The sequence below is a fragment of the Psychrobacter phenylpyruvicus DSM 7000 = NBRC 102152 genome (assembly GCF_000685805.1).
GTDB lineage: Bacteria > Pseudomonadota > Gammaproteobacteria > Pseudomonadales > Moraxellaceae > Psychrobacter > Psychrobacter phenylpyruvicus.
In genome coordinates, this window is record NZ_JMKP01000009.1 from 86683 (window position 1) to 107586 (window position 20904).

Sequence of the window (20904 nt, forward strand, 5' to 3'; positions counted from 1 at the left end):
GCTTTTAATGACACCGGTTGTCGATAGAGCCGTGCTAACAGGTCAAGAGCCATACTTAGAGGTCATCATCTACTTAACTAATTGACGTATAATATGTTAGAATTCGCCGTTTGCATATAATCATAAAATACGATTTAATCTCAGTGCTGTTCAATGCACTTGATGACAGCCCCAGCTTTTAGGACTGTTACTGAGTATTCCGTTTTACTATCCCGTATCATATATAGTCGTAGTCGTTTATTCTTCTCTCATTATTTAGGTTGCTTCTCACGTGTTTGATTTGCAAGGTTTTGGACATCTCTTACTTAGTGGCTCGTTGATTACTATCAAACTTGCCTTAGCAAGTCTTGCAATAGGTTTGGTCTTGGGGCTGTTAGGGGCTACTGCCAAACTTTCTAAGATTTGGATATTTCGCAAACTGGCGACGGTTTATACTGCGACTATGCGTGGTATACCTGAGCTGCTGTTGGTATTATTTTTATATTACGGCGGCTCCATGCTCATTATGGCGGTGCTGCAGAAGTTCGGCTATAACGAGTATGTTGAAGTCAGTCCATTTTTAGCAGGGGTGTTGGCGCTGTCTATTGCCTTTGGTGCTTATGCTACCGAAGTATTTAGGATGGCCATCCAAGAGATACCAAAAGGTCAGTGGGAAGCGGCTGAAGCGATGGGTATGAAGCCGATGCAGGTTTATTTCCGCATTATTGTACCTCAAGTTTGGCGCTTGGCTTTACCTGGCTTGGGTAACTTATTTTTGGTGCTATTAAAAGATACGGCATTGGTCTCAGTGGTGGGGTTAAAAGACATCATGTATCATGCTGCGCGCGGGGCTCAGGCGACCCAGCAAGCTTTTACTTTCTATATGGCCGCAGCTTTTATTTACTTGGGACTTACCATTGTGGTGACTGCCTTTATGATGTGGCTTGAATGGCGGGCAAATCCTGCTCAGCGCTATGCAAGAAAACTTGCGAAACAACACGTCTCGCAATCAATTAATGCAGCCAAAGGGTAGGGGGCAGACATGGACTGGAATTGGCAAGTAATTTTTACATACCTACCTGACTTATTAAGTGGTGTCGCATTAACCGTTAAGCTGGTGGTTATCTCTGGTGTTCTGGGCTTTATTTTTGGTTTGGGCCTAGCTCTATTGCGTTTATCTTCCAATAAGCTGGTGCAAGTACTGCCCTTTTTATATATCTTCTTTTTCCGGGGAACGCCGTTACTGGTACAGATATTCCTTATCTATTATGGTTTATCACAGTTTGAATTTATCAAAGAGTCCTTCTTGTGGGAGCCGGTACTAAAACAGCCGTTTTGGTGTGCCATTATCGCTTTTACTCTAAATACTAGTGCTTATATAGCAGAAATTATTCGGGGTGCTATCCAATCTATCCCACCAGGTGAGCTGGAAGCAGCAGATGCCATTGGTATGTCACGTTGGCAAAAGTTAACGCGTATTACTCTGCCTCGTGCCTTTGGTATCATGATTCCTGCTTACAGTAATGAAGTTATCTTTATGCTAAAAGGTAGCTCGCTGGCCATGACCATCGCCTTGATGGACATTACCGGTATTGCTAAGACCATCAGTGCTCGTACCTACACTATTTTTGAGTTGTACTTTGCGGCTGGCGTTATTTACCTAGTATTGTCTTGGGTAATATTGCTCACCTTCCGCTTGATAGAGAAGCGGGTGAACCGTCATGCCAGTTATGTCCCGCCTGATGTAGCGACCAATACCATTCCTTAACCAATGTCTTTCTCAAAAATAAGCAGCCAGCTATTATTATATGCTGGCTGTTTTTTTATCTAAACTTAGATGATAATGTGGTCATTAATAATGCTGATTGATAAAGCCCATATAAATTAAATTGTGAGAATTAATATGACAACCTCTATCGAGAGCCACGATAACGCTAAGCAATTAGGCAAGGTCGTGTGCGTCGGGCGTAACTATGCTGCTCATGCTGCTGAATTAGGTAATGAAATCCCGACACGGCCCATATTGTTTATTAAGCCGGCGTCTAGTGTGATTGGTATCGATTCGCTTATTGCCAGTCAAATTAGAGATGTGCCAAGAGGCACTGCGTATGATGTACATTATGAAGCTGAGCTCTGCGTGCGTATTGGGGCGCCTCTAAAGGCCGCCTCAGTCGAATCTATCAAAGCGACGCCAAAAGCAATCGATGCGGTCACCTTAGGGCTAGATTTAACTTTACGTGAGTTGCAAAGTGAACTCAAAGACAAAGGTCATCCTTGGGAGCGTGCCAAATGCTTCGATGGGTCCTGTGTGCTCGCACAGTGGGTTGACCCTGAAGCTTTTGCTGACTTTAGTGCCGTTAATTATCAGTTATATATTAATGAGAAATTGACGCAAGAGGGCAATACTGAGCTGATGCTGTTTCCTCTATATGAGCTGTTAAGTGAAATCAGTTATGCATTTAGCTTACAGCCTGGCGATGTAATCATGACTGGTACCCCAAGCGGTGTGGGGGTGTTAAAGGCAGGTGATAAATTGAGCTTAAAATTAGGTGAGCATCAGTGGCAGGCAGAAGTGGCGTAATGGCTTGAGTTATTGTTCTCATCTTGCCTATAAAAATTGTCATTAATTTTAATGGCGGGTTTTTATAAGTAAACAAAGGGATGTTTAGAGCTGAACCGGTAATAATAGGTCTACAAAAACCTCAAGCGTGTAACACTTGAGGTTTTTACTTTATTTATAAGACAGGCTAATATGAGATCTCTTTCATAAATTATTTTATCAAAATATGACTAAGCCAAAGCCTGTTGAAAGTTATAACTTATCTGAAGCGTGTGAGCTAGTTACCTCTTCTCATCCGGTGTTTTTAAATGAGCTGCATGAAAAAATGGACACACTTGACACTCTTGATGAAGAAGAAATTGTCAAGATGGCAGCTACCGACGTAGGTAACCCTCTGAAAAGTACTCCGCTTACAATAGGGGACGTATTTGAAGGGTTAACTCAGCTGGCTACCTCTGGGGTACTGGAAGTCACTGAAATTATAGAGTCTCTGCATTCGGAGCTGTTGCTCAGGCCCTTGGGGCGCTTTAATGAAGACTCTTTGACACGCTGGCAAAATGGATTTAATCGTAAACTTTATAATGGTATGCGTCATTTGGTGCAGCAGGTGGGTACCGGTGTAACACAGACCAATACTAAGTTGGTGCGTAAAGCATTGCGGCGCTATCATGATCGAAGATTGTCAAATACCCTGAAGCAAGGCGTTAATATCATCAATGGTATGATAGGCGATCATTTAATTGCCCAGCAAAATTCGCTTGCGGTGCCCATGCTTATTTATGATAGATATGGTCAACCTTTGGGCAATAAGCTGTCGGGTAGAGTTGTCTTACTGTGTCATGGTCTATGCCTAAGTTATTTAAGCTGGCACCCTTGTGAAGACGATAGCCTTGGTGAGAATATAGCTTCGGCTCAGCCGCAGACGACGGTTCTGTATTTAGATTACAACACCGGGAAGCGTATCTCACAAAACGGTCGCCGCTTGTCGCATCTCATGAAGCAGCTCCTCGAAGAAAACCCAGATATCACCCAAATTGACTTGGTAGGCTATAGTATGGGCGGGCTAGTAGCCCGTAGTGCTTTGTTTTATGCCGAACAAGAGGGGCTTGATTGGTTAGATCAGGTCGGTAATCTAATCACTCTGGGCACCCCGCATCAAGGGGCACTGCTTGAGCGTACCAGTCATTATCTATTAGGTCTTGCAGGTAAGGTACCTTTTGCGGCTTCATTCTCAAAGATGGGTAATATTCGCAGTGCTGGAATTATTGATTTGCGTCATGGCAGCATTCGCGATGAGGACTGGAAATATCTAAAAGAGCGGGATGTATTGCCAGAAGAGTTTCGTCATCCTACCAAGTTGCCTCGCCATGTCAGGACCTATTTTATTGCAGGATCTATGGTGGAAGGGGTCTATGATTCTAAAGCCACTAATCTAGTAGGAGATGGCTTAGTAACCATTGAATCTGCATTAGGTGAAGCTGGAGAGCTGCATACGTTATATGTGCCGGAAGGGCGTAAAGCCATCTTTTATGGGGTGAATCACCTAAATCTGCTGTATGACCGCCGGATACATTATCAAGTTATAGAGTGGCTAAATGATAATGGCAGTAGTGACTCAGCGCTAAAGTCACGTATAGAGTCATTTGCCAAAGATGATATTGAAGTTGTCGTATAAAAGCATTGACCCAAAAAAACCTCCTAAGCCTGGGTTTAGGAGGTTTTTTTATAGCAATTAAGCGCTTAATAAACTATACCATTATAGCTTAGCGCATAACCAAATAATTAAAGGTTAATTAGCCAAAAATCTCATTAATGTCGGCTTTATTGAATTTATAGATAGAGCCACAGAATCCACAATCCATTTCAAAGTTGCCACCTTGCTCTTCAATGATTTCTAGGGCTTCTGCTTCGCCAAGTTGAACAATAGCGGCTTCACACTTAGCACGAGAACAGGTACAGCCAAACTCCAAGGCGACAGGGTCTGGGGCCACCACGCTCTCCTCGTTATACAAACGATAGATAATTTCGTTGGCATCAAGTGTGGTCAACTCTTCAAATTTAACCGTACGAGTGAGTAAAGTTAACCGTGTCCATAGATCGTCATCAATACCTGCTGTCTCGTCTTGCTCTACTTGATATTGCTCTTCTGCGGTACGAGGTAGCATCTGGACTAGGATACCGCCGGCTTGTAGACCATCACAGGCTAAGTTAATCAGGGTTGGGATTTGTGCGGATTGTAGTTGATAGTGCGCTAAGCACTCGGCCAGATTATCGTGGCTTCTTTCAACAATACCTTGATAGGCTTCGCCTTTGGCAGGCTGAATATTAATGAACATAACCCCTTTACCCACAGCGCCTAATTCAGCAAAAGCTTCATCAGCACTGGTTTTATCCGCCCATGCTTGTTGCTGTTCTTCGGTATCGTTTTTCCAACTGGCTAAAGCACGAATGATGCCTGATTGGTCACATTCTGCCATGGCCCAATTCAGTAGGCTGCTTTCATCGGAGGACTGTAGCTGAATAGATAAAGTCCCGTCAATCTTAAGCGTACCAATCAGTAGACTGGCTGCTGTTAACATCTCACCCAGTAGGCGCTTGATTGATTCTGGGTACTCTTTTTGGGCAGTGATGGTGGCATAGCTTTGTTGTAAGCGGACCACATCACCACGGACAGGTGAGTCTGCGATAAAAAAGCGTTGACGTAAATCAGTAAGTTCAGTCATTTAGTGTCTCAATCAGTTATATAGTGCGGTTATCAATGAAATAGTCTTGAGTTAGTTAGAAAAGTTATATGGGGTGTAATGTCCAGTTTATCAATATAAAAATGAGTAGGAAAGCTAAGTTTTTAGGAGTAACTTAACTAAATTAAGCTAAAGTTGACCTGATGAGTTAGTAGATAAGTAACACTTGAGAGGCGGCTTAGGTTGACAGCGACTAGGATTAGCCTTTATACTGGAGCAGTAAACAGCTGTGTCCTGATAGTCAGTGATTGTAAGACTAAGCTATTGTTTTAAAAATAAATAACCGAGTTAATAAATTTTATTGCCTACTGTTAGAAGAGTTAGGCTTATAGGATATCAGAGCACAGCTGCGGTGACCGGAGATAATGTCATCGATGTTATAGTAATCCAAAAGGACTTTGGGCGGGTTAGTACCTAATCACTGTTGCCGCTCGTGCAGCAAAGCTGAGTGCTAACCTTATTGTTATATAGTGAATAGCTATGTAATTTTAATAACAACGTTAATGGTAATAACGTTATAGCAACAACGAAAGGATTCGTTATGATTGGTTCTGTCAACGCTTCAAGCAACACCCCCAACGTTGCTCCTGTTTCCAAAAAAACTCCCTCCATTGATTTAAGCTCCTTAAAAGGCGTCAGTATGGGCGCCAAATCTGCCAATGCGCCTTTAACAATGAGTCAGGATCGGGGGCCAGAAACCCCGCTCATTGAGGCCACTATCGGTGATTTTTTTGATGCGATGGTTGAGCAATATCCCGATAGAGAAGCTTTAGTGGTTTGTCATCAAAATATTCGCTGGACTTACCGTCAGCTGCAACAAAAGGTCAATCAGTTGGCCAGTGCAATGATTGAGATGGGTCTGGAGATTGGCGACCGTGTGGGTATTTGGTCGCATAATAATGCTGAGTGGCTATTGATGCAATTAGCGACTGCTAAAGTTGGCGTTATCTTAGTCAATATCAACCCCGCTTACCGCAGCTTTGAATTGCAATATGCGCTCAATAAACTGGGGTGCTCAGTGTTGGTGCTAATGCGCCATTTTAAGAGCAGTGATTATGCCAGTATCATCCGTGAGCTGTGTCCTGAGATTTATCATAAGCCCTACTATCAGTTGGATTTGGTAGAGATACCCACCGTAGAGCGCATCATCTGGATTGATGAGCCAGATACCGATGAAGAATTTGGCTTTATGCAGAAGTTCTCACAGTGGATGACAGAGGGGGATGCCAACGATCCTCGCGTCGCTGAGCGTCAAGCGCAACTAAAGAACACTGATCCTATCAACGTACAATTCACCAGTGGCACCACAGGTACCCCAAAAGGGGCAACCCTTACCCATCGTAATATCTTAAATAACGGTTATTTTATCGGCGAGGCAATGGACCTAAGCTGTGAGGACCGTTTGTGTATTCCTGTGCCACTGTATCACTGCTTTGGCATGGTGCTAGGCAACTTGGCCATTTTGACTCATGGCGGCTGTATTATTTATCCCAATGATGGATTTGAGCCACTGAGCGTGTTGCAAGCGGTACAAGACGAGAAGTGCACTGCACTGCATGGGGTACCGACTATGTTTATTGCAGAGCTTGAGCATCCAGACTTTGATAAATATGACTTATCGACCTTACGTACCGGCATTATGGCCGGCTCGAGCTGTCCCATTGAGGTGATGCGCCGTGTCATTGATGAGATGCACATGAGCGAGGTAACCATTGCTTATGGTATGACGGAAACCAGTCCTGTGTCTTGTCAAACCAATAAAAACACGCCTCTAGAAAAACAAGTGTCTACCGTTGGCTTGGTGCAACCAAACTTAGAAGTAAAAATTGTTGATACTGAGACCGGAGAAGTAGTACCTATTGGCGAAACCGGTGAGCTACTGACCAAAGGCTATTCAGTGATGAAAGGCTATTGGGGCAGCCGCTTTAAAACTCGCGAGTCGATTCAAGACGGCTGGATGCATACTGGCGACTTAGCCACCATGGATGAGGACGGCTACATTAAAGTGGTCGGACGCAGTAAAGATATGGTCATCCGCGGTGGTGAAAATATTTATCCGGTAGAGATTGAGAACTATTTATACCGTCATCCAAAAATTAGCGATGTGCAAGTCGTTGGGGTGCCAGATAAGAAGTATGGTGAGGTATTGGCAGCATGGATTATTGCGAAGAAAGGCGTGGAGCTAACAGAGGAGGAGGTGAAGCAGTTCTGTAAAGAAAACATTGCCCACTATAAAATTCCGCAGTACTTCCGCTTCGTCGAGGAATACCCAATGACCATCACCGGAAAAATTCAGAAGTATAAAATTACTGAGATGATGATCGAAGAGTTGGGGCTATAAACCCTAAAAGTTGGGTGGCTCTCAATAATAGTAGCCATTAATTATGTAGCCATTAATTATAAATAGCCGCCACTGACGACCAATAGTTAAGGTAAGCAGTGGCGAGTAATATCAAAGAAAAGGGATGTCATGAGTGCCATTATTACCAGTAAGCTGAGTCCGAATTCAAAAGAATTTGCCGACAATACAGCAGCCATGCAGGCAGTAGTCGATGATTTACACGCTCATCTAAAGAAGATTGCACAAGGAGGTCCAGAACATTCTCGAGCTAAGCATTTAGCACGAGGTAAGCTGTTGCCACGCGAGCGTGTGGAGCGTTTATTGGATCCAGGCACCGCCTTTCTCGAAGTGGCACCGATGGCGGCCTTCGATATGTATGATGCGGATATTCCTGCTGCCGGGGTGATTGCAGGTATCGGTCGTATCAATGGCATTGAGTGTATGATTGTCTGTAATGATGCGACGGTCAAAGGCGGCACTTATTATCCCATGACCGTCAAAAAACACCTCCGTGCCCAAGAAATTGCCCAAGAGAACAACTTGCCTTGTGTGTATCTGGTCGATTCAGGTGGCGCCAACCTGCCCAACCAAGATGAAGTGTTCCCTGATAAAGAGCATTTTGGCCGAATTTTCTTTAATCAAGCCAATATGAGCGCTGCCGGCATTCCACAGATTGCCGTGGTTATGGGCAGCTGTACCGCAGGGGGTGCGTACGTGCCGGCCATGAGTGATGAATCTATTATCGTCAAAGACCAGGGCACTATCTTCTTGGGTGGACCGCCATTGGTAAAAGCCGCTACTGGTGAAGTAGTGAGCGCAGAAGATTTAGGCGGCGGCGATGTACACACCCGTCTGTCCGGTGTGGTGGATTATCTGGCCCAAAACGACCTGCATGCCTTATCGCTGGCACGTGATATTGTCGGTAACTTAAACCGTCCTCCGAAGCAAATCCCAAATCAAATAGAGCCCAGAGCGCCAAAATACGATGCCAAAGAGCTGTATGGGGTGATTCCAACTGATACCCGTAAACCATTTGATATCCGTGAAATCATTGCGCGTATTGTGGATGCTAGCGAGTTTGATGAATTTAAAGCCCGTTTTGCCACCACCTTGGTGTGCGGCTTCGCTTATATTGAAGGCATGAAAGTGGGCATTATTGCCAATAATGGTATCTTGTTTAGTGAGTCAGCACAAAAGGGCACCCACTTTATTGAGCTGTGTTGTAAGCGCAATATCCCCTTGGTGTTTTTGCAAAATATCACCGGCTTTATGGTCGGTCGTAAATACGAGAACGAAGGCATCGCCCGTCATGGTGCGAAGATGGTGATGGCCGTTGCCAATGCCAAGGTGCCGAAGTTTACGGTCATTGTCGGCGGGTCATTCGGTGCTGGTAACTACGGCATGTGTGGCCGAGCCTATAGTCCAAGATTCTTGTGGATGTGGCCGAATGCACGTATTTCAGTGATGGGTGGTGAGCAAGCAGCGTCAGTATTGGCCACCGTGAAACGGGACAATATTGAACGCAAAGGCGAGGCCTGGAGCGTGGAGGAGGAAGAAGCCTTTAAAGCCCCTTACAAAGAGATGTATGAAAAACAAGGTCATCCGTACTATGCCAGCGCACGTCTTTGGGATGACGGGGTAATCGATCCAGCAGATACTCGTAAAGTACTAGCACTTGGTTTAAGTGCGGCCTATAACGCCCCTATTGAAGAAACTAAGTTTGGGGTATTTAGAATGTAAGCCTTGGTTAGAGCATATATACAGCCAACCCTTTCAAGGATAACAAAGCGAGAGACTTATGACCGTCAGTCAAACCCTACCAGATACTTTACAGCTTTTAGCTGAGTTAACCACGTTAAAAGTCAGCGTAGATGATTATGTTGCTACCGTAACCCTGACCCGTCCTGATAAACGTAATGCTTTTAACGATGAGGTTATCGCTGAGCTAAACCAAGCTTTTACTCAGCTTGGTAGTAGTGAGAAGGTGCGAGTAATTGTATTAGCGGCAGAGGGTAAAGCGTTTTGTGCTGGCGCTGATCTGAATTGGATGCGGGCTATGGCTGACTACAGCCGTGAGGAGAACTTAGCGGATGCCGATAAATTGGCCCAAATGCTGAGTACCCTTTATCGCTGTCCTAAGCCTACCATCGCCGCCATTCAAGGAGATGTCTATGCCGGTGGTATTGGGCTGATTTCTGCTTGTGATATCGCCATAGCGGTGGATTCGGCTAACTTTTGTCTCAGTGAGGTGCGCTTAGGTCTAGCCCCGGCCACTATTAGCCCTTATGTTATCAGAGCCATGGGTGCACGAGCGGCGCACCGCTATTTGTTAACAGCGGAAGTGTTCGATGCCGTAGAGGCACAGCGTATAGGACTTATTCATGAAAGCGTGGCCGCGGCGGAGCTTGATGCCAAAGTAGCGTCTGTGGCCAAAAAGCTGCGTAACAATAGCCCAAATGCAGTCAAAGAGTGTAAGCAGCTGGTGCAATATGTAGCCGAAGAGACCATTGATGAGGCGCTTATTACGCAGACAGTTAAAGGGATTGCAGATATCCGTGCCTCTGATGAAGGCAAAGAGGGAGTTCAATCCTTCTTACAAAAACGTAAACCAAATTGGTTAAATTAGTATCCAGTTTTATAGAACTCTACCCCTTTACTGAGTGTCTGCTTCAGGATAATAAAGGAATAAACACACATAGGGCCAATTAAAAAAAGAGCCAACTTCTAAAGGAATAGCTATGTTTTCTAAAATTTTAATCGCCAACCGTGGGGAGATTGCCTGCCGAGTGGCCGCAACGGCCAAACGTATGGGCGTGCGTACGGTAGCGGTCTACTCAGATGCTGACCGCTATGCTAAGCACGTTAGTGCTTGTGATGAAGCCGTTTACTTGGGCGGCTCAGCCCCAAAAGACAGTTATCTTAAAGGCGACTTGCTGATTAAAATTGCCCAAGAGACTGGGGCAGAAGCGATCCACCCAGGTTATGGCTTTTTAAGCGAAAATGCCTCTTTTGCCAAAGCTTGTGAAGAAGCCGGCATTGTGTTTATTGGTCCCTCAGCCTCAGCCATTACCGCGATGGGTCTGAAATCAGAATCAAAGCAATTAATGGAAACTGCTGGCGTGCCTTTGATTCCAGGCTATCACGGTGATAATCAAGATCCTGAGTTTTTGCACAAAGAGGCCGATAAAATTGGTTACCCTTTACTGATCAAAGCCAGCTCAGGCGGTGGCGGTAAAGGCATGCGTTTGGTAGAGCGTAGTGAAGACTTTATTAGCTTATTAGATTCCTGCCGCCGTGAAGCCATTACTAGCTTTGGCAATGATGCTGTGCTTATCGAAAAATATGCCTTAAACCCACGCCATATTGAAATCCAAGTATTTGGTGATAGCCATGGCAATTATGTGCATTTATTTGAGCGTGATTGTTCAGTACAACGTCGCCACCAAAAAGTGTTGGAAGAAGCGCCAGCACCAGGGGTGGATGAGGCGATGCGCCAAGCCATGGGAACCGCGGCTATCAATGCAGCGCGTGCGGTCAACTATGTGGGGGCCGGCACCGTTGAGTTTATCGTAGAGCAGCGCCCCTCAAGTGATGGCAAAGTAGAGATGGGTTTTTATTTCATGGAGATGAATACCCGCTTGCAGGTGGAGCACCCAGTGACAGAAGCCATTACCGGTATGGATTTGGTAGAGTGGCAATTATTGGTGGCAGCGGGCGGTGAAATCCCAGTGAAACAGCAGGACCTGACCATTAACGGTCATGCCATTGAAGCCCGTATTTGTGCTGAAAACCCTGACAATGAGTTCTTACCTGCGACCGGCACCTTATTCACTTACCGTAAGCCGGAACATACTAAATTCAACGTGGGGGCTATCCGTGTTGATGATGGGGTAGAAGAGGGTGATGTCATTAGCCCATTTTATGACTCTATGATTGCCAAGCTGATTGTACACGCCCCAACACGTGAGCAAGCATTAGCGAAGTTAGACCAAGCGTTGGCGCAAACCAGAATTGTCGGCTTACCCAATAACGTGGCTTTTTTGCGTCATGTCTTAGCGACCGAGTCATTTAGTCAAGCTAAATTAGATACGGCGCTTATTGAACGTGAAAAAGAAGTGTTATTTAACCAGCAGCCGTTATCGCTACCACTAATGGTGGCATCAGCTGTAGTGAATAAGCTCAACTCAGAGCAGCAGGCTACCTCGGATAACAATCACACTCAAAGCAACGATCCTTTTAGTAAACTTGGGGGCTGGCGAGGCTTTAGTGACTATCAGCGTCAGTTTGAGCTGTTATTAAGTCAAGGTGAGCAAGAGCAAAGTTATCTGGCCACTATTAGTAATGTTAAAGCGGGTGGCGCCCAAAGCTCAGACAGCAAAGGCAGTCAGGTTTTTGACTTAACCCTGAAATTGGTTAATAAAGACGAGCAACCCCAAGCCCAAGCCCAAGCCCAAGCTTCTGATTCAGTGCTGTATAACGGCAATATTGAATACAGCACAGGCGATGCTGACAGCTATGTACTGTGGCTAGATGGCCAGCGTAAAAAGCTACAAAGCTGGGTAGAAAATGAAAAGGTACATATTTTTAGTGATGAGGGCAGTGGCAGCATTACCTTGATTGACCCGATGGCACATGTCGAAGGAGATACGCAAGCGGCGGGTAGCTTAAAGTCACCAATGCCAGGTCAAGTGGTTGCTTTCAAGGTGGCAGCAGGAGATGTAGTGAAACGTGGTCAAGCGTTGGCGGTGATTGAGGCAATGAAAATTGAACACACCATTAATGCCCCTACTGATGGCATAGTAGCAGAGCTGTTATTTGCGCCAGGTGATTTGGTGGCCGATGGCGATGAGCTGTTAACACTAGAGACTGAGCCTGCATAGTGTGTAACTGCTGTTTATTCGCTTTGAATCCAAGGCGCTTTAAATCCAAGTCACTTTAAACCCAATTGAAAACGAGTTACGCCCATGAATTATCCAGACAAGGTTCAGATTATTGAGGTTAGCCCAAGAGATGGGCTACAGAACGAAAAGCAAACTGTGCCGACCAAGATTAAGTTTGAGCTTATCGAAGGTTTAATTAATGCGGGGGTTAATAAGCTTGAAGCCACCAGTTTTGTGTCGCCAAAGTGGGTGCCACAGATGGGAGACAACAGCGAGCTGATGCAATTGATTAATCACTCTCGCAGGCCTGAAGTTTGTTATTCCGTATTAACTCCAAACCTGCGTGGTTTCGAAAATGCGTTGGCCTTCAAACCTGATGAAGTGGTTATTTTCGGGTCTGCCAGTGAAACCTTTAGCCAAAAGAACATCAACTGCAGTATTGATGAAAGTATTGAGCGCTTTGCCCCTGTTGCTGAGGCTGCTAAAGCCGCTGGCATAAAAGTCAGAGGGGTGATTTCTTGTACTGTGGGTTGTCCTTACGAGGGAGAGATTGCCCCTAGCCAAGTGGCGTATGTCACTAAGCGATTGGTAGAAATTGGCGCTGAGCATATTGGTATTGCCGATACCATTGGCGTTGGCACGCCGGTCAAAGTACAAAACGCTTTAAAAGCGGCAATGCAACACATTGATGTGAAAGACATTTCCGGTCATTTTCATGATACCTATGGTCAGGCATTGGCCAATATTTTAACCTCGTTAAGTTTAGGAGTGGCACAGTATGATACCTCTGTTGCAGGCTTAGGCGGCTGTCCTTATGCCAAGGGAGCAACTGGCAACGTTGCAACAGAGGATGTGGTGTATATGCTACAGGGTATGGGGATTGAAACAGGAATAGATTTGGATAAGCTGATCTATGTCGGTCAGCAAATCAGTGATTTTTTGGGCCGAGCCAACGGTTCGAGAACGGCGAAAGCCTTATTGGCTAAGCAGCAGTAGCTTTTAGTCAGAAGCGTTACCTATTAGCCGCTATTTATTTGTAGCTAAAGATGCGGTTTATTTCATAGCAATTAATTAATGATTAACATAAAAGGGATATTTATGAGTTTACTAGGGTTAGACTTTCAGTTAGGAGAAGACATTCAAGCGCTTCGTGATACGGTTCGAGCTTTTGCTGAAAAAGAGATTATTCCAAGGGCAGCAGAGATTGACAGTAGCGATGAGTTCCCAATGGACTTATGGCAAAAAATGGGCGACCTAGGCCTACACGGTATAACTGTACCTGAAGAGTATGGCGGTGTGGACATGGGTTATGTGGCGCATATGATTGCGATGGAAGAGATTAGTCGTGCTTCAGCTTCAGTAGCGCTAAGCTATGGCGCCCATTCAAATTTATGCGTTAACCAAATTAAGCGTAATGGTAGTGAGGCGCAAAAGCAGAAGTTTTTGCCGAAGCTTATCAGCGGTGAATTTGTGGGTGCTTTGGCCATGAGTGAGCCAGGGGCAGGGTCTGATGTGACCAGTATGAAGCTGCGGGCTGAAGCAAAAGACGGTGGTTATGTGCTAAACGGGAGCAAGATGTGGATTACCAATGGCCCAGATGCTGATGTAATGGTGGTCTATGCCAAAACCGATCCAGAGCTCGGCGCGAAAGGCATCACAGCCTTCTTAATAGAAAAGGGTATGGAAGGCTTTGGTACCGCGCAAAAGCTTGATAAGCTGGGTATGCGCGGTAGTCACACCGGTGAGATGACCTTTAAGAATGTTTTTGTGCCTGAAGAAAATATCATGGGCGGCTTAAATAATGGGGTCAAGGTGTTGATGAGTGGCCTAGATTATGAGCGTGCAGTACTAGCCGCCGGCCCAGTCGGTATCATGCAAGCTGTGATGGACAATGTTATTCCTTACATTCATGACCGTAAGCAGTTTGGTCAGCCTATCGGTGAGTTCCAATTGATTCAAGGCAAAGTGGCCGACATGTATACCATCTTACAAGCAGCCCGAAGCTTCTTATACACTGTGGGCAAAAACTTAGATCTGCTCGATGAACGGGGTGCAGGTCATAGCCGTGAAGTGCGTAAAGATTGTGCCAGTGTCATCTTGTGGTGCGCCGAAAAAGCGACTTGGATGGCAGGAGAAGGTATTCAGATTTTTGGCGGTAATGGCTATACCAATGAATACCCACTGGGCCGATTCTGGCGAGATGCCAAGCTATATGAGATTGGAGCAGGCACCAGTGAAATTCGCCGTATGCTAATTGGTCGCGAATTGTTTAACGAAACCAAATAATATCTATTGGCCTATCTTACTGATGTCCCAAAAGATAAACTTACGTCCCATCGTCATGATTGGGGCGTTTTTTTATTGAATTAAGAGTAAGATAGGTTATAAATAAAAGTTAAAAAGTAATAATTGAAAAGGATGCATGATGAATATCACCCAATATGAGTGCCAAGCTTGCGGCTGGGTATACCCTGCAGAAGCAGATGTTAAGTCACAAAGTGCCGTTCAATTCTCTAAACTTGCTGATGATTTTAGTTGCCCCTTATGTGGGGTCGGTAAGTCAGAGTTTCGTGCGGTTGACGAAGTCACAGAGCAGTGTAACTGTGACACTTATCAAAGTGAGCATCGACAAATTGTAATTATAGGGGCAGGTCTAGCGGGTTGGTCGGTAGTTGATGCAATAAGAGCATTAGATAAAGAGGTGGCCATTACCTTAATTGCTGCTGATAATGCGGATCGCTACCATAAGCCCATGTTATCAGCAGCTTTTAGTCAGAAAAAAACCGCCACAGACTTGATACGCTTTACTGGTGAGGAGGCTGCTACTAAGGCTGGGATTGAGTTATTGGCAAACAGTACGGTAGTTGCTATTGATAGCGAAAATCGCAAGGTGCTACTAGATAATGCTCAGCTAAGCTATGACAAATTAGTCATGGCTATTGGGGCCACTCCTGCCATTCCGCCTACTATAGATGCCCAACATGTATGGCACATTAACCATATTGAGGGCTTTAATAGTATTGAGCAAGCATTATCAAACTCGCATGAGGCGAAGCATATTGCAGTCATTGGTGCTGGCATGGTGGGCACTGAAATTGCTGAAGACCTAACTAAAGCAGGGCATAAAGTTAGCTTATTAGATATGCATCACACCCCTTTGGCGTTAATGTTGCCTGAAATTGCCGGCAATAAAATCCAACAGGCTTTAATTACTCAAGGTATTAACTTTATGGGCAATAGCCGAGTCGAAGAGGTGAATACTTTAGCAACAGGCGGCTATCAGCTAACCGTGACTGACTGTGGTAAGGGGAGCGAGCAAAAACTTGAAGTAGATCATATAGTAGTGAGCACCGGGCTTAAGGTAGAAGAAGCCTTACCTCAAAGTGCCAAGCTAGATTTTGACAGACTCTCTGGCATCTCAGTACAAGAGACAACACTACAAACTAGTGATCCCAATATTTATGCCATTGGGGACTGTATGTCAATTTCTGGGGTACCTTGTCGCTATGTGGCACCTCTTAGAGCTCAGGCCTCAACCATTGCTGAGCATCTTCTAGCCCACTTAGAACAACACCCTGCACAGGCGGATAAGGCTTATGAACATCAAGCTTATGTACATAAACCGCCCATGATTCGATTAAAAAACAAGTCTATCTCTGTTAGTGCCACAGGGACCCCAACTGCAGATGAGCAATACGCTAAATGGCAAATGGTTAGTGATACGAAAACGGAAGTGGGTCATGAGCTGGTATTGCAGCAAGTAACCGAGGAGGGGGAAGTTGTGGCCACAGCCACTATTAAGAGTACCAAATAGATCAAGTAAGAGTGCCAAATAGATCAAGTCGTTAGCCTAGCTAGGTGAGCTTTGGCTTTAACTGAAAGTAAAAAACCCAGCCTTATGGCTGGGTTTTTGCTATTCGGTTTGCTAGTTTTTGGTTGTTAGCTTATTTGCTATTGCTAACTACTTGCTTTGGAACCAGCTGTCTGCTTGGTTGCGAGCTGCAGCCACATCAGAGCTTGATAAGTTTAGTGCTAACTGACCAATTTTACCACGAGCTTTAGTGCGAACTTCATCGTTCAACATGCCATCACGAGCAGCAAGGTCATACCATTTGTAAGCATCTACTAGCTTGCGCTGCTTCTCATCAATCAAAGCAAGAGTATAGCTAGCACGGTTATCACCACGTTTTGCAGCACGCTCTAACCAATAGCGGGCTTGTTGTTCGTTAACAGCCACGCCTTCACCGCGGGCATACATGATGCCTAGGTTTAACTGAGCTGGAGTTACGTTTTGGTTAGCGGCACGGGTGTACCATTCGATTGCTTTTAATGAGTTTTTAGCAACGCCTTCCCCTTTTTGGTAGCGTTTTGCTAAGTAAAATTGGGCATGATCATTGCCTTGATTGGCACGATTTGTCAATTCATTGATGTTCATCATCTCAAAACGAGACACATCTAACGGAACGTTTGAGACTAGATCTGCTTGAGCCAAGCTTGCTGTTGAAAACAGTACAGTGAATAGGGTTGCTTTTAAAAGTTTCATAGAGTTATCCAGAAATTGACTGTATTTAAACAAAAAATTTAGACAAACATTGAGCTAAAATTTATTTATAAATACTTAGGATCTAAACATAACCCAATTTATTGTCTTCGCTTTGCACTAAATTGGTAACATTTAAGATGATATTGACACTAATAATTTGATTAGAAGGTTATGTCGATAACATATATTCGACAAGATTTACATAGCTTAACACCCAAAAAGACGAAACTCAAACGCTGTTAACGCTAAAATAGCCTTAAACAATAATTTAACAGTCAAATTACCTCAGACATTTGTAACTAAGTAATACCAGAAAGGTTTAAGTAACAATTTAATTTGTTATCAGTCATTTTAACTTTGAAGCATCACCGTATATAGTTTATCCAAAATACAGTTTATATAAGGGAGCTTAGCACTTATTTGGATTTCGTAACTCTATAAATGGCCACATCCGCCAGTAAGTTAGGCGCTTTACGAATGATTGATGCCATTAGGGTAGAGGGCCTTTTTGACTGGGAGTCGGTAACAGCAAAGCGATTGATGATTTTAATATCATTATCAGAGCACAATTTTTCAAAGTCTTTGAAGGTACATAAATGAATGTTAGGCGTGTTGTACCACTCATAAGGAAGCGCTTCAGAGACGGGCATTAACCCTTTTAATCCTAAATGGAGACGGTTTTGCCAATGAGCAAAGTTAGGGAAGGTAATGATAGCTTCTCGTCCCACACGCAGCATGTCTAATAATAAAGTATCGGGTGATTTAACGGCTTGTAGCGCCCGAGCCATAACCACCGTATCAAAACTGTTATCTGCAAAGCGGGCTAAGCCATCATTGAGATCTTGTTCGATGATATTTAAGCCTTTAGCAATCCCTTCGTTAATTTTTTCTTCATCTAGTTCAAGCCCATATCCGGTGACCCCCAGCGATTGTTGCATCTGCTCAAGCAACGAGCCGTCACCACACCCTAAATCTAGAACACGAGAGTGAGGGGCAATCCATTGTTTGGCAAGTTCATGATCTAATCTCATGTTAGGATCTCCTGGCTTGGGTGTCAGTTTCAGTGTTTACCTCAGCTTGTTGAGGCAGGGCTTTAGGGTTAGTGCTTAAAAAGGGAGCGTTTAAGAAGCCTTTAATGGCATCCATATAACGCGGAATATCGAATAAGAAGGAGTCATGACCATGTGGAGCGTCAACATTGACATAGCTAACAGGTTTATCATTTGCCATTAAAGCATCGACTATCTCTTGTGAACGGGCCGGAGCAAAGCGCCAGTCCGTGGTAAAAGACACGATAAGAAACTGGCAACGGGTATGTTTAAGCGTCTGCTTTAACGCCTCTAAGTCAGATAATGATTCATCATCGACGTAATATCGGGTTGGATCAAAGTAGTCCAAAGCTTTGGTCATTAGCAGATAGGTATTGGCGTCGAAGTTTTTGCTAAAGCGTTCCCCTTGATAACGCAAATAACTCTCTACTTGGAACTCGACATCGTAACCGTACATAAATTTACCAGACTTTAAGTCACGACCAAATTTAGACTTCATGGCGTCTTCAGTCAGATAGGTAATATGCCCCACCATACGGGCCAGGATGAGGCCACGACGAGGATAAGTACCGGCTTCGAGATAACGGCCTTGATTAAAGTCAGGGTCAGACAATATAGACTGACGGGCGACCTCATTAAAAGCGATATTTTGAGCAGACAGTTTCGGGGTGCTAGCAATGATGACACAGCGCTTTAAGCGATCAGGATAATCAACTGACCACTGCAAGGCCTGCATACCGCCCATTGAGCCGCCGACCACCGCGTGCCATACCTCTATACCCAAGCGATCAGAGAGCATGGCTTGGGTTTTTACCCAGTCTTTTATGGTAATTAATGGAAAGTCTGGGCCATAAGGCTTACCTGGCGTGCCCTCAAGGCTAGACTCTGGAATGGGCGTGGTTGGACCTGTAGAGCCATGACAGCTGCCAATGTTATTCAGGCAGACCACAAAATAACGGGTGGTATCAATGGCTTTACCAGGACCAATCATATTGTCCCACCAGCCAGGCTTCTTATCCTCTGCACTGTGCCAGCCGGCAGCATGATGACTGCCTGAGAGGGCATGACAAATCAGAATGGCATTGGATTTATCCGCATTCAACTCACCGTAAGTTTCATAAACCAAATCAAACTCAGGTAAGGTACGGTTGCACTCTAAAGTTAGGGGGGTATCAAAATGCATCGTCTGCGGGGTTACGATGCCCACAGAGTTGGCAAATTTTGGATCTGTCGCGGTCGATTGGATACTCAAAATTACCTCAATAATGATATTTGCTATGTCAATTAGGATGGGGACTTAGAAGTGTTTAGTCATAGCTATTGTAGGCGTAAGGGCCTATAAGTACAACTTGCATCTGTGGTGGTCGGGTCCATGACTGTTACAATAAGATTTGGTCATCATGGTTTTGCACTACTTTAGTAAATTGACCATTAATAATGGTACACTGAAGCTTTATGGCCAATCAATATCTGTTGTCAATCAGCGACTTAAATAAGAGTTATCAATCTTAAAGTCGCAGATTTGATTAATTTTATATTTATTTAGTCAACAGTAGACAACGAAAGCCTAGGCCAGATCCATTACGCTTTTATAAAATCATTAAACTTGGTTTAGCAAGGACACTCAGCGCATTATGAAACCCAATAAGCCACCCCGTATTGCAGTCTTGCTCGTCAATCTCGGCACCCCTGATGAGCCTACAGCCCCCGCAGTACGACGCTATCTTAAACAGTTTTTATCTGACCCTAGGGTAATTGAAATACCGCAGTTTTTGTGGGCGATTATCCTTAATCTATTTGTACTACCCACTCGTCCAAAGCGTGTGGCAGAGGCCTATTCTAGTGTTTGGGAAGGCGATTCTCCAATCCGCAAAATCCTAGGTCAACAAGTAGCGAAGTTGCAGTCCCGTTTGGGCGGTAGTATGGCCCCTTTTGAGGTATCGGTTCATGCCGCAATGACCTATGGCAACCCTGGTATACCCGATGTGATGGATCAGCTGCGCAGTGAAGGGGTAGATCATTTTGTTATCTTACCGCTATTTCCTCAGTATTCTGCCACTTCAGGGGGTGCGGTGTACGACGCGTTAACCAAGTGGTCACTTAAGCAGCGCAACCTGCCCAATTACACCATTGTCAAAGACTACTTTGCGCACCCCTTATATATTAAGGCATTGGCCGATTCGATACGCCGTTTCCAAGCGGTACACGGCAAGCCTGAAAAGCTAATGTTTAGTTTCCACGGTATCCCGCAACCTTATGCTGATAAAGGCGATCCTTATCCTAAGCGCTGTAAATGTACTGCCGCTCAAGTAGCACAGGAGTTAGGGCTGAGTGATGATGAGTGGATTATCAGTTTCCAGTCACGCTTTGGTAAACAAGAATGGGTTAAGCCTTATACTGATGTGACTTTAGAAGAGTGGGGCAAAGCAGGAGTACGATCGGTGCAAGTGGTTAGTCCTGCCTTCTCAGCTGACTGCCTAGAGACGTTAGAGGAGTTGGCAATGGAGAACCGAGATAACTTTATCAATGCTGGTGGTCAAGAATACCACTACATTCCTGCTTTAAATGATGATGAAGCTCATATTGATTTGATCGAGGCTTTGGTAAAACCTCTGGTTGCAGGATGGGCGGCTACCCTTGAAGGTTGGGCGTAAGCTAATTCAAGTAATTTATAACAAAGACCAATATTCGATAATAATATGGTTTTTTTTATAATTAAAATATATTTATACTCAATAGATTTAAAATGTTTTAATACTTACTTAAATAGCCACAAATCATATTTCATCAAAGTTCGTTGGCTGAGGCTTG

16 protein-coding genes are annotated in these 20904 nt (G+C 44.6%); 12 read left to right on the forward strand and 4 right to left on the reverse strand.

Annotated features, from left to right (window positions below; all coding sequences use genetic code 11):
• Nucleotides 1-271 precede the first annotated feature (271 nt).
• From G561_RS0105560 to G561_RS0105575, 4 genes are all read left to right on the forward strand, one after another.
• On the forward strand, nucleotides 272-1012 hold the full coding sequence (locus G561_RS0105560; protein ID WP_028858664.1) for an ABC transporter permease: 741 nt from the start codon (nucleotides 272-274) through the stop codon (nucleotides 1010-1012).
• Nucleotides 1013-1021: 9 nt separating this feature from the next.
• Nucleotides 1022-1747 carry an ABC transporter permease gene (locus tag G561_RS0105565; protein WP_028858665.1) on the forward strand — a complete coding sequence of 242 codons (726 nt, stop codon included), beginning with the start codon at nucleotides 1022-1024 and terminating at the stop codon, nucleotides 1745-1747.
• Between the two features lie 135 nt (nucleotides 1748-1882).
• Nucleotides 1883-2560 carry a fumarylacetoacetate hydrolase family protein gene (locus G561_RS0105570; protein WP_037031767.1) on the forward strand — a complete coding sequence of 226 codons (678 nt, stop codon included), beginning with the start codon at nucleotides 1883-1885 and terminating at the stop codon, nucleotides 2558-2560.
• 205 nt (nucleotides 2561-2765) lie between these two features.
• Nucleotides 2766-4214 carry a PGAP1-like alpha/beta domain-containing protein gene (locus G561_RS0105575; protein WP_028858667.1) on the forward strand — a complete coding sequence of 483 codons (1449 nt, stop codon included), beginning with the start codon at nucleotides 2766-2768 and terminating at the stop codon, nucleotides 4212-4214.
• Nucleotides 4215-4332: 118 nt separating this feature from the next.
• Here G561_RS0105575 and hslO read toward each other — a convergent pair whose 3' ends face one another.
• The gene (gene hslO / locus G561_RS0105580) at nucleotides 4333-5262 is read right to left on the reverse strand and encodes an Hsp33 family molecular chaperone HslO (protein ID WP_028858668.1); all 930 of its coding nucleotides are present in this window, start codon (nucleotides 5260-5262) and stop codon (nucleotides 4333-4335) included.
• Nucleotides 5263-5920: 658 nt separating this feature from the next.
• Between hslO and G561_RS0105585 the strand changes: the two genes are divergently transcribed.
• The 7 genes from G561_RS0105585 to G561_RS0105615 all read left to right on the forward strand — a co-directional run bounded on the left by G561_RS0105585 (nucleotide 5921) and on the right by G561_RS0105615 (nucleotide 16315).
• On the forward strand, nucleotides 5921-7621 hold the full coding sequence (locus G561_RS0105585) for an AMP-binding protein (protein ID WP_051584393.1): 1701 nt from the start codon (nucleotides 5921-5923) through the stop codon (nucleotides 7619-7621).
• 129 nt (nucleotides 7622-7750) lie between these two features.
• Nucleotides 7751-9361: a carboxyl transferase domain-containing protein gene (locus tag G561_RS0105590; RefSeq protein WP_028858670.1), complete on the forward strand. Its 1611-nt coding sequence runs from the start codon at nucleotides 7751-7753 to the stop codon at nucleotides 9359-9361.
• A 58-nt stretch (nucleotides 9362-9419) separates the two neighbouring features.
• Complete coding sequence (locus G561_RS0105595) at nucleotides 9420-10247, forward strand: enoyl-CoA hydratase/isomerase family protein (RefSeq protein WP_028858671.1); 828 nt, start codon at nucleotides 9420-9422, stop codon at nucleotides 10245-10247.
• A gap of 112 nt (nucleotides 10248-10359) precedes the next feature.
• Nucleotides 10360-12501: an acetyl/propionyl/methylcrotonyl-CoA carboxylase subunit alpha gene (locus G561_RS0105600; protein ID WP_028858672.1), complete on the forward strand. Its 2142-nt coding sequence runs from the start codon at nucleotides 10360-10362 to the stop codon at nucleotides 12499-12501.
• An 84-nt stretch (nucleotides 12502-12585) separates the two neighbouring features.
• Nucleotides 12586-13497: a hydroxymethylglutaryl-CoA lyase gene (locus G561_RS0105605; RefSeq protein ID WP_028858673.1), complete on the forward strand. Its 912-nt coding sequence runs from the start codon at nucleotides 12586-12588 to the stop codon at nucleotides 13495-13497.
• A 102-nt stretch (nucleotides 13498-13599) separates the two neighbouring features.
• Nucleotides 13600-14787: an isovaleryl-CoA dehydrogenase gene (locus G561_RS0105610; RefSeq protein WP_028858674.1), complete on the forward strand. Its 1188-nt coding sequence runs from the start codon at nucleotides 13600-13602 to the stop codon at nucleotides 14785-14787.
• Nucleotides 14788-14923: 136 nt separating this feature from the next.
• Nucleotides 14924-16315 (forward strand): FAD-dependent oxidoreductase, encoded by a 1392-nt coding sequence (locus tag G561_RS0105615; protein WP_320158240.1) that lies wholly within the window; start codon nucleotides 14924-14926, stop codon nucleotides 16313-16315.
• A gap of 147 nt (nucleotides 16316-16462) precedes the next feature.
• On the opposite strand, the gene G561_RS0105620 is transcribed toward G561_RS0105615, so the two are convergent.
• From G561_RS0105620 to metX, 3 genes are all read right to left on the reverse strand, one after another.
• Nucleotides 16463-17044 carry a tetratricopeptide repeat protein gene (locus G561_RS0105620; RefSeq protein WP_037031771.1) on the reverse strand — a complete coding sequence of 194 codons (582 nt, stop codon included), beginning with the start codon at nucleotides 17042-17044 and terminating at the stop codon, nucleotides 16463-16465.
• Nucleotides 17045-17460: 416 nt separating this feature from the next.
• A complete protein-coding gene (gene metW / locus G561_RS0105625) occupies nucleotides 17461-18075 on the reverse strand; it encodes a methionine biosynthesis protein MetW (protein ID WP_028858677.1) in 615 nt (204 codons plus the stop codon).
• A gap of 1 nt (nucleotide 18076) precedes the next feature.
• A complete protein-coding gene (gene metX, locus G561_RS0105630; RefSeq protein WP_255210300.1) occupies nucleotides 18077-19339 on the reverse strand; it encodes a homoserine O-succinyltransferase MetX in 1263 nt (420 codons plus the stop codon).
• A gap of 388 nt (nucleotides 19340-19727) precedes the next feature.
• Here metX and hemH point away from each other — a divergent pair, with 388 nt between their 5' ends.
• On the forward strand, nucleotides 19728-20747 hold the full coding sequence (hemH, locus tag G561_RS0105635; RefSeq protein WP_028858679.1) for a ferrochelatase: 1020 nt from the start codon (nucleotides 19728-19730) through the stop codon (nucleotides 20745-20747).
• The last annotated feature ends 157 nt before the right edge of the window (nucleotides 20748-20904 follow it).

Excerpts from the sequence above, each read along its gene's own strand:
- G561_RS0105590 (WP_028858670.1), top strand. The coding sequence starts at position 7,751 with ATGAGTGCCATTATTACCAGTAAGCTGAGTCCGAATTCAAAAGAATTT.
- hslO (WP_028858668.1), bottom strand. The coding sequence starts at position 5,262 with ATGACTGAACTTACTGATTTACGTCAACGCTTTTTTATCGCAGACTCA.
- G561_RS0105620 (WP_037031771.1), bottom strand. The coding sequence starts at position 17,044 with ATGAAACTTTTAAAAGCAACCCTATTCACTGTACTGTTTTCAACAGCA.
- G561_RS0105575 (WP_028858667.1), top strand. The coding sequence starts at position 2,766 with ATGACTAAGCCAAAGCCTGTTGAAAGTTATAACTTATCTGAAGCGTGT.
- G561_RS0105610 (WP_028858674.1), top strand. The coding sequence starts at position 13,600 with ATGAGTTTACTAGGGTTAGACTTTCAGTTAGGAGAAGACATTCAAGCG.
- G561_RS0105565 (WP_028858665.1), top strand. The coding sequence starts at position 1,022 with ATGGACTGGAATTGGCAAGTAATTTTTACATACCTACCTGACTTATTA.
- metW (WP_028858677.1), bottom strand. The coding sequence starts at position 18,075 with ATGAGATTAGATCATGAACTTGCCAAACAATGGATTGCCCCTCACTCT.
- G561_RS0105600 (WP_028858672.1), top strand. The coding sequence starts at position 10,360 with ATGTTTTCTAAAATTTTAATCGCCAACCGTGGGGAGATTGCCTGCCGA.
- G561_RS0105570 (WP_037031767.1), top strand. The coding sequence starts at position 1,883 with ATGACAACCTCTATCGAGAGCCACGATAACGCTAAGCAATTAGGCAAG.
- G561_RS0105585 (WP_051584393.1), top strand. The coding sequence starts at position 5,921 with ATGGGCGCCAAATCTGCCAATGCGCCTTTAACAATGAGTCAGGATCGG.
- hemH (WP_028858679.1), top strand. The coding sequence starts at position 19,728 with ATGAAACCCAATAAGCCACCCCGTATTGCAGTCTTGCTCGTCAATCTC.
- G561_RS0105605 (WP_028858673.1), top strand. The coding sequence starts at position 12,586 with ATGAATTATCCAGACAAGGTTCAGATTATTGAGGTTAGCCCAAGAGAT.
- G561_RS0105615 (WP_320158240.1), top strand. The coding sequence starts at position 14,924 with ATGATGAATATCACCCAATATGAGTGCCAAGCTTGCGGCTGGGTATAC.
- G561_RS0105595 (WP_028858671.1), top strand. The coding sequence starts at position 9,420 with ATGACCGTCAGTCAAACCCTACCAGATACTTTACAGCTTTTAGCTGAG.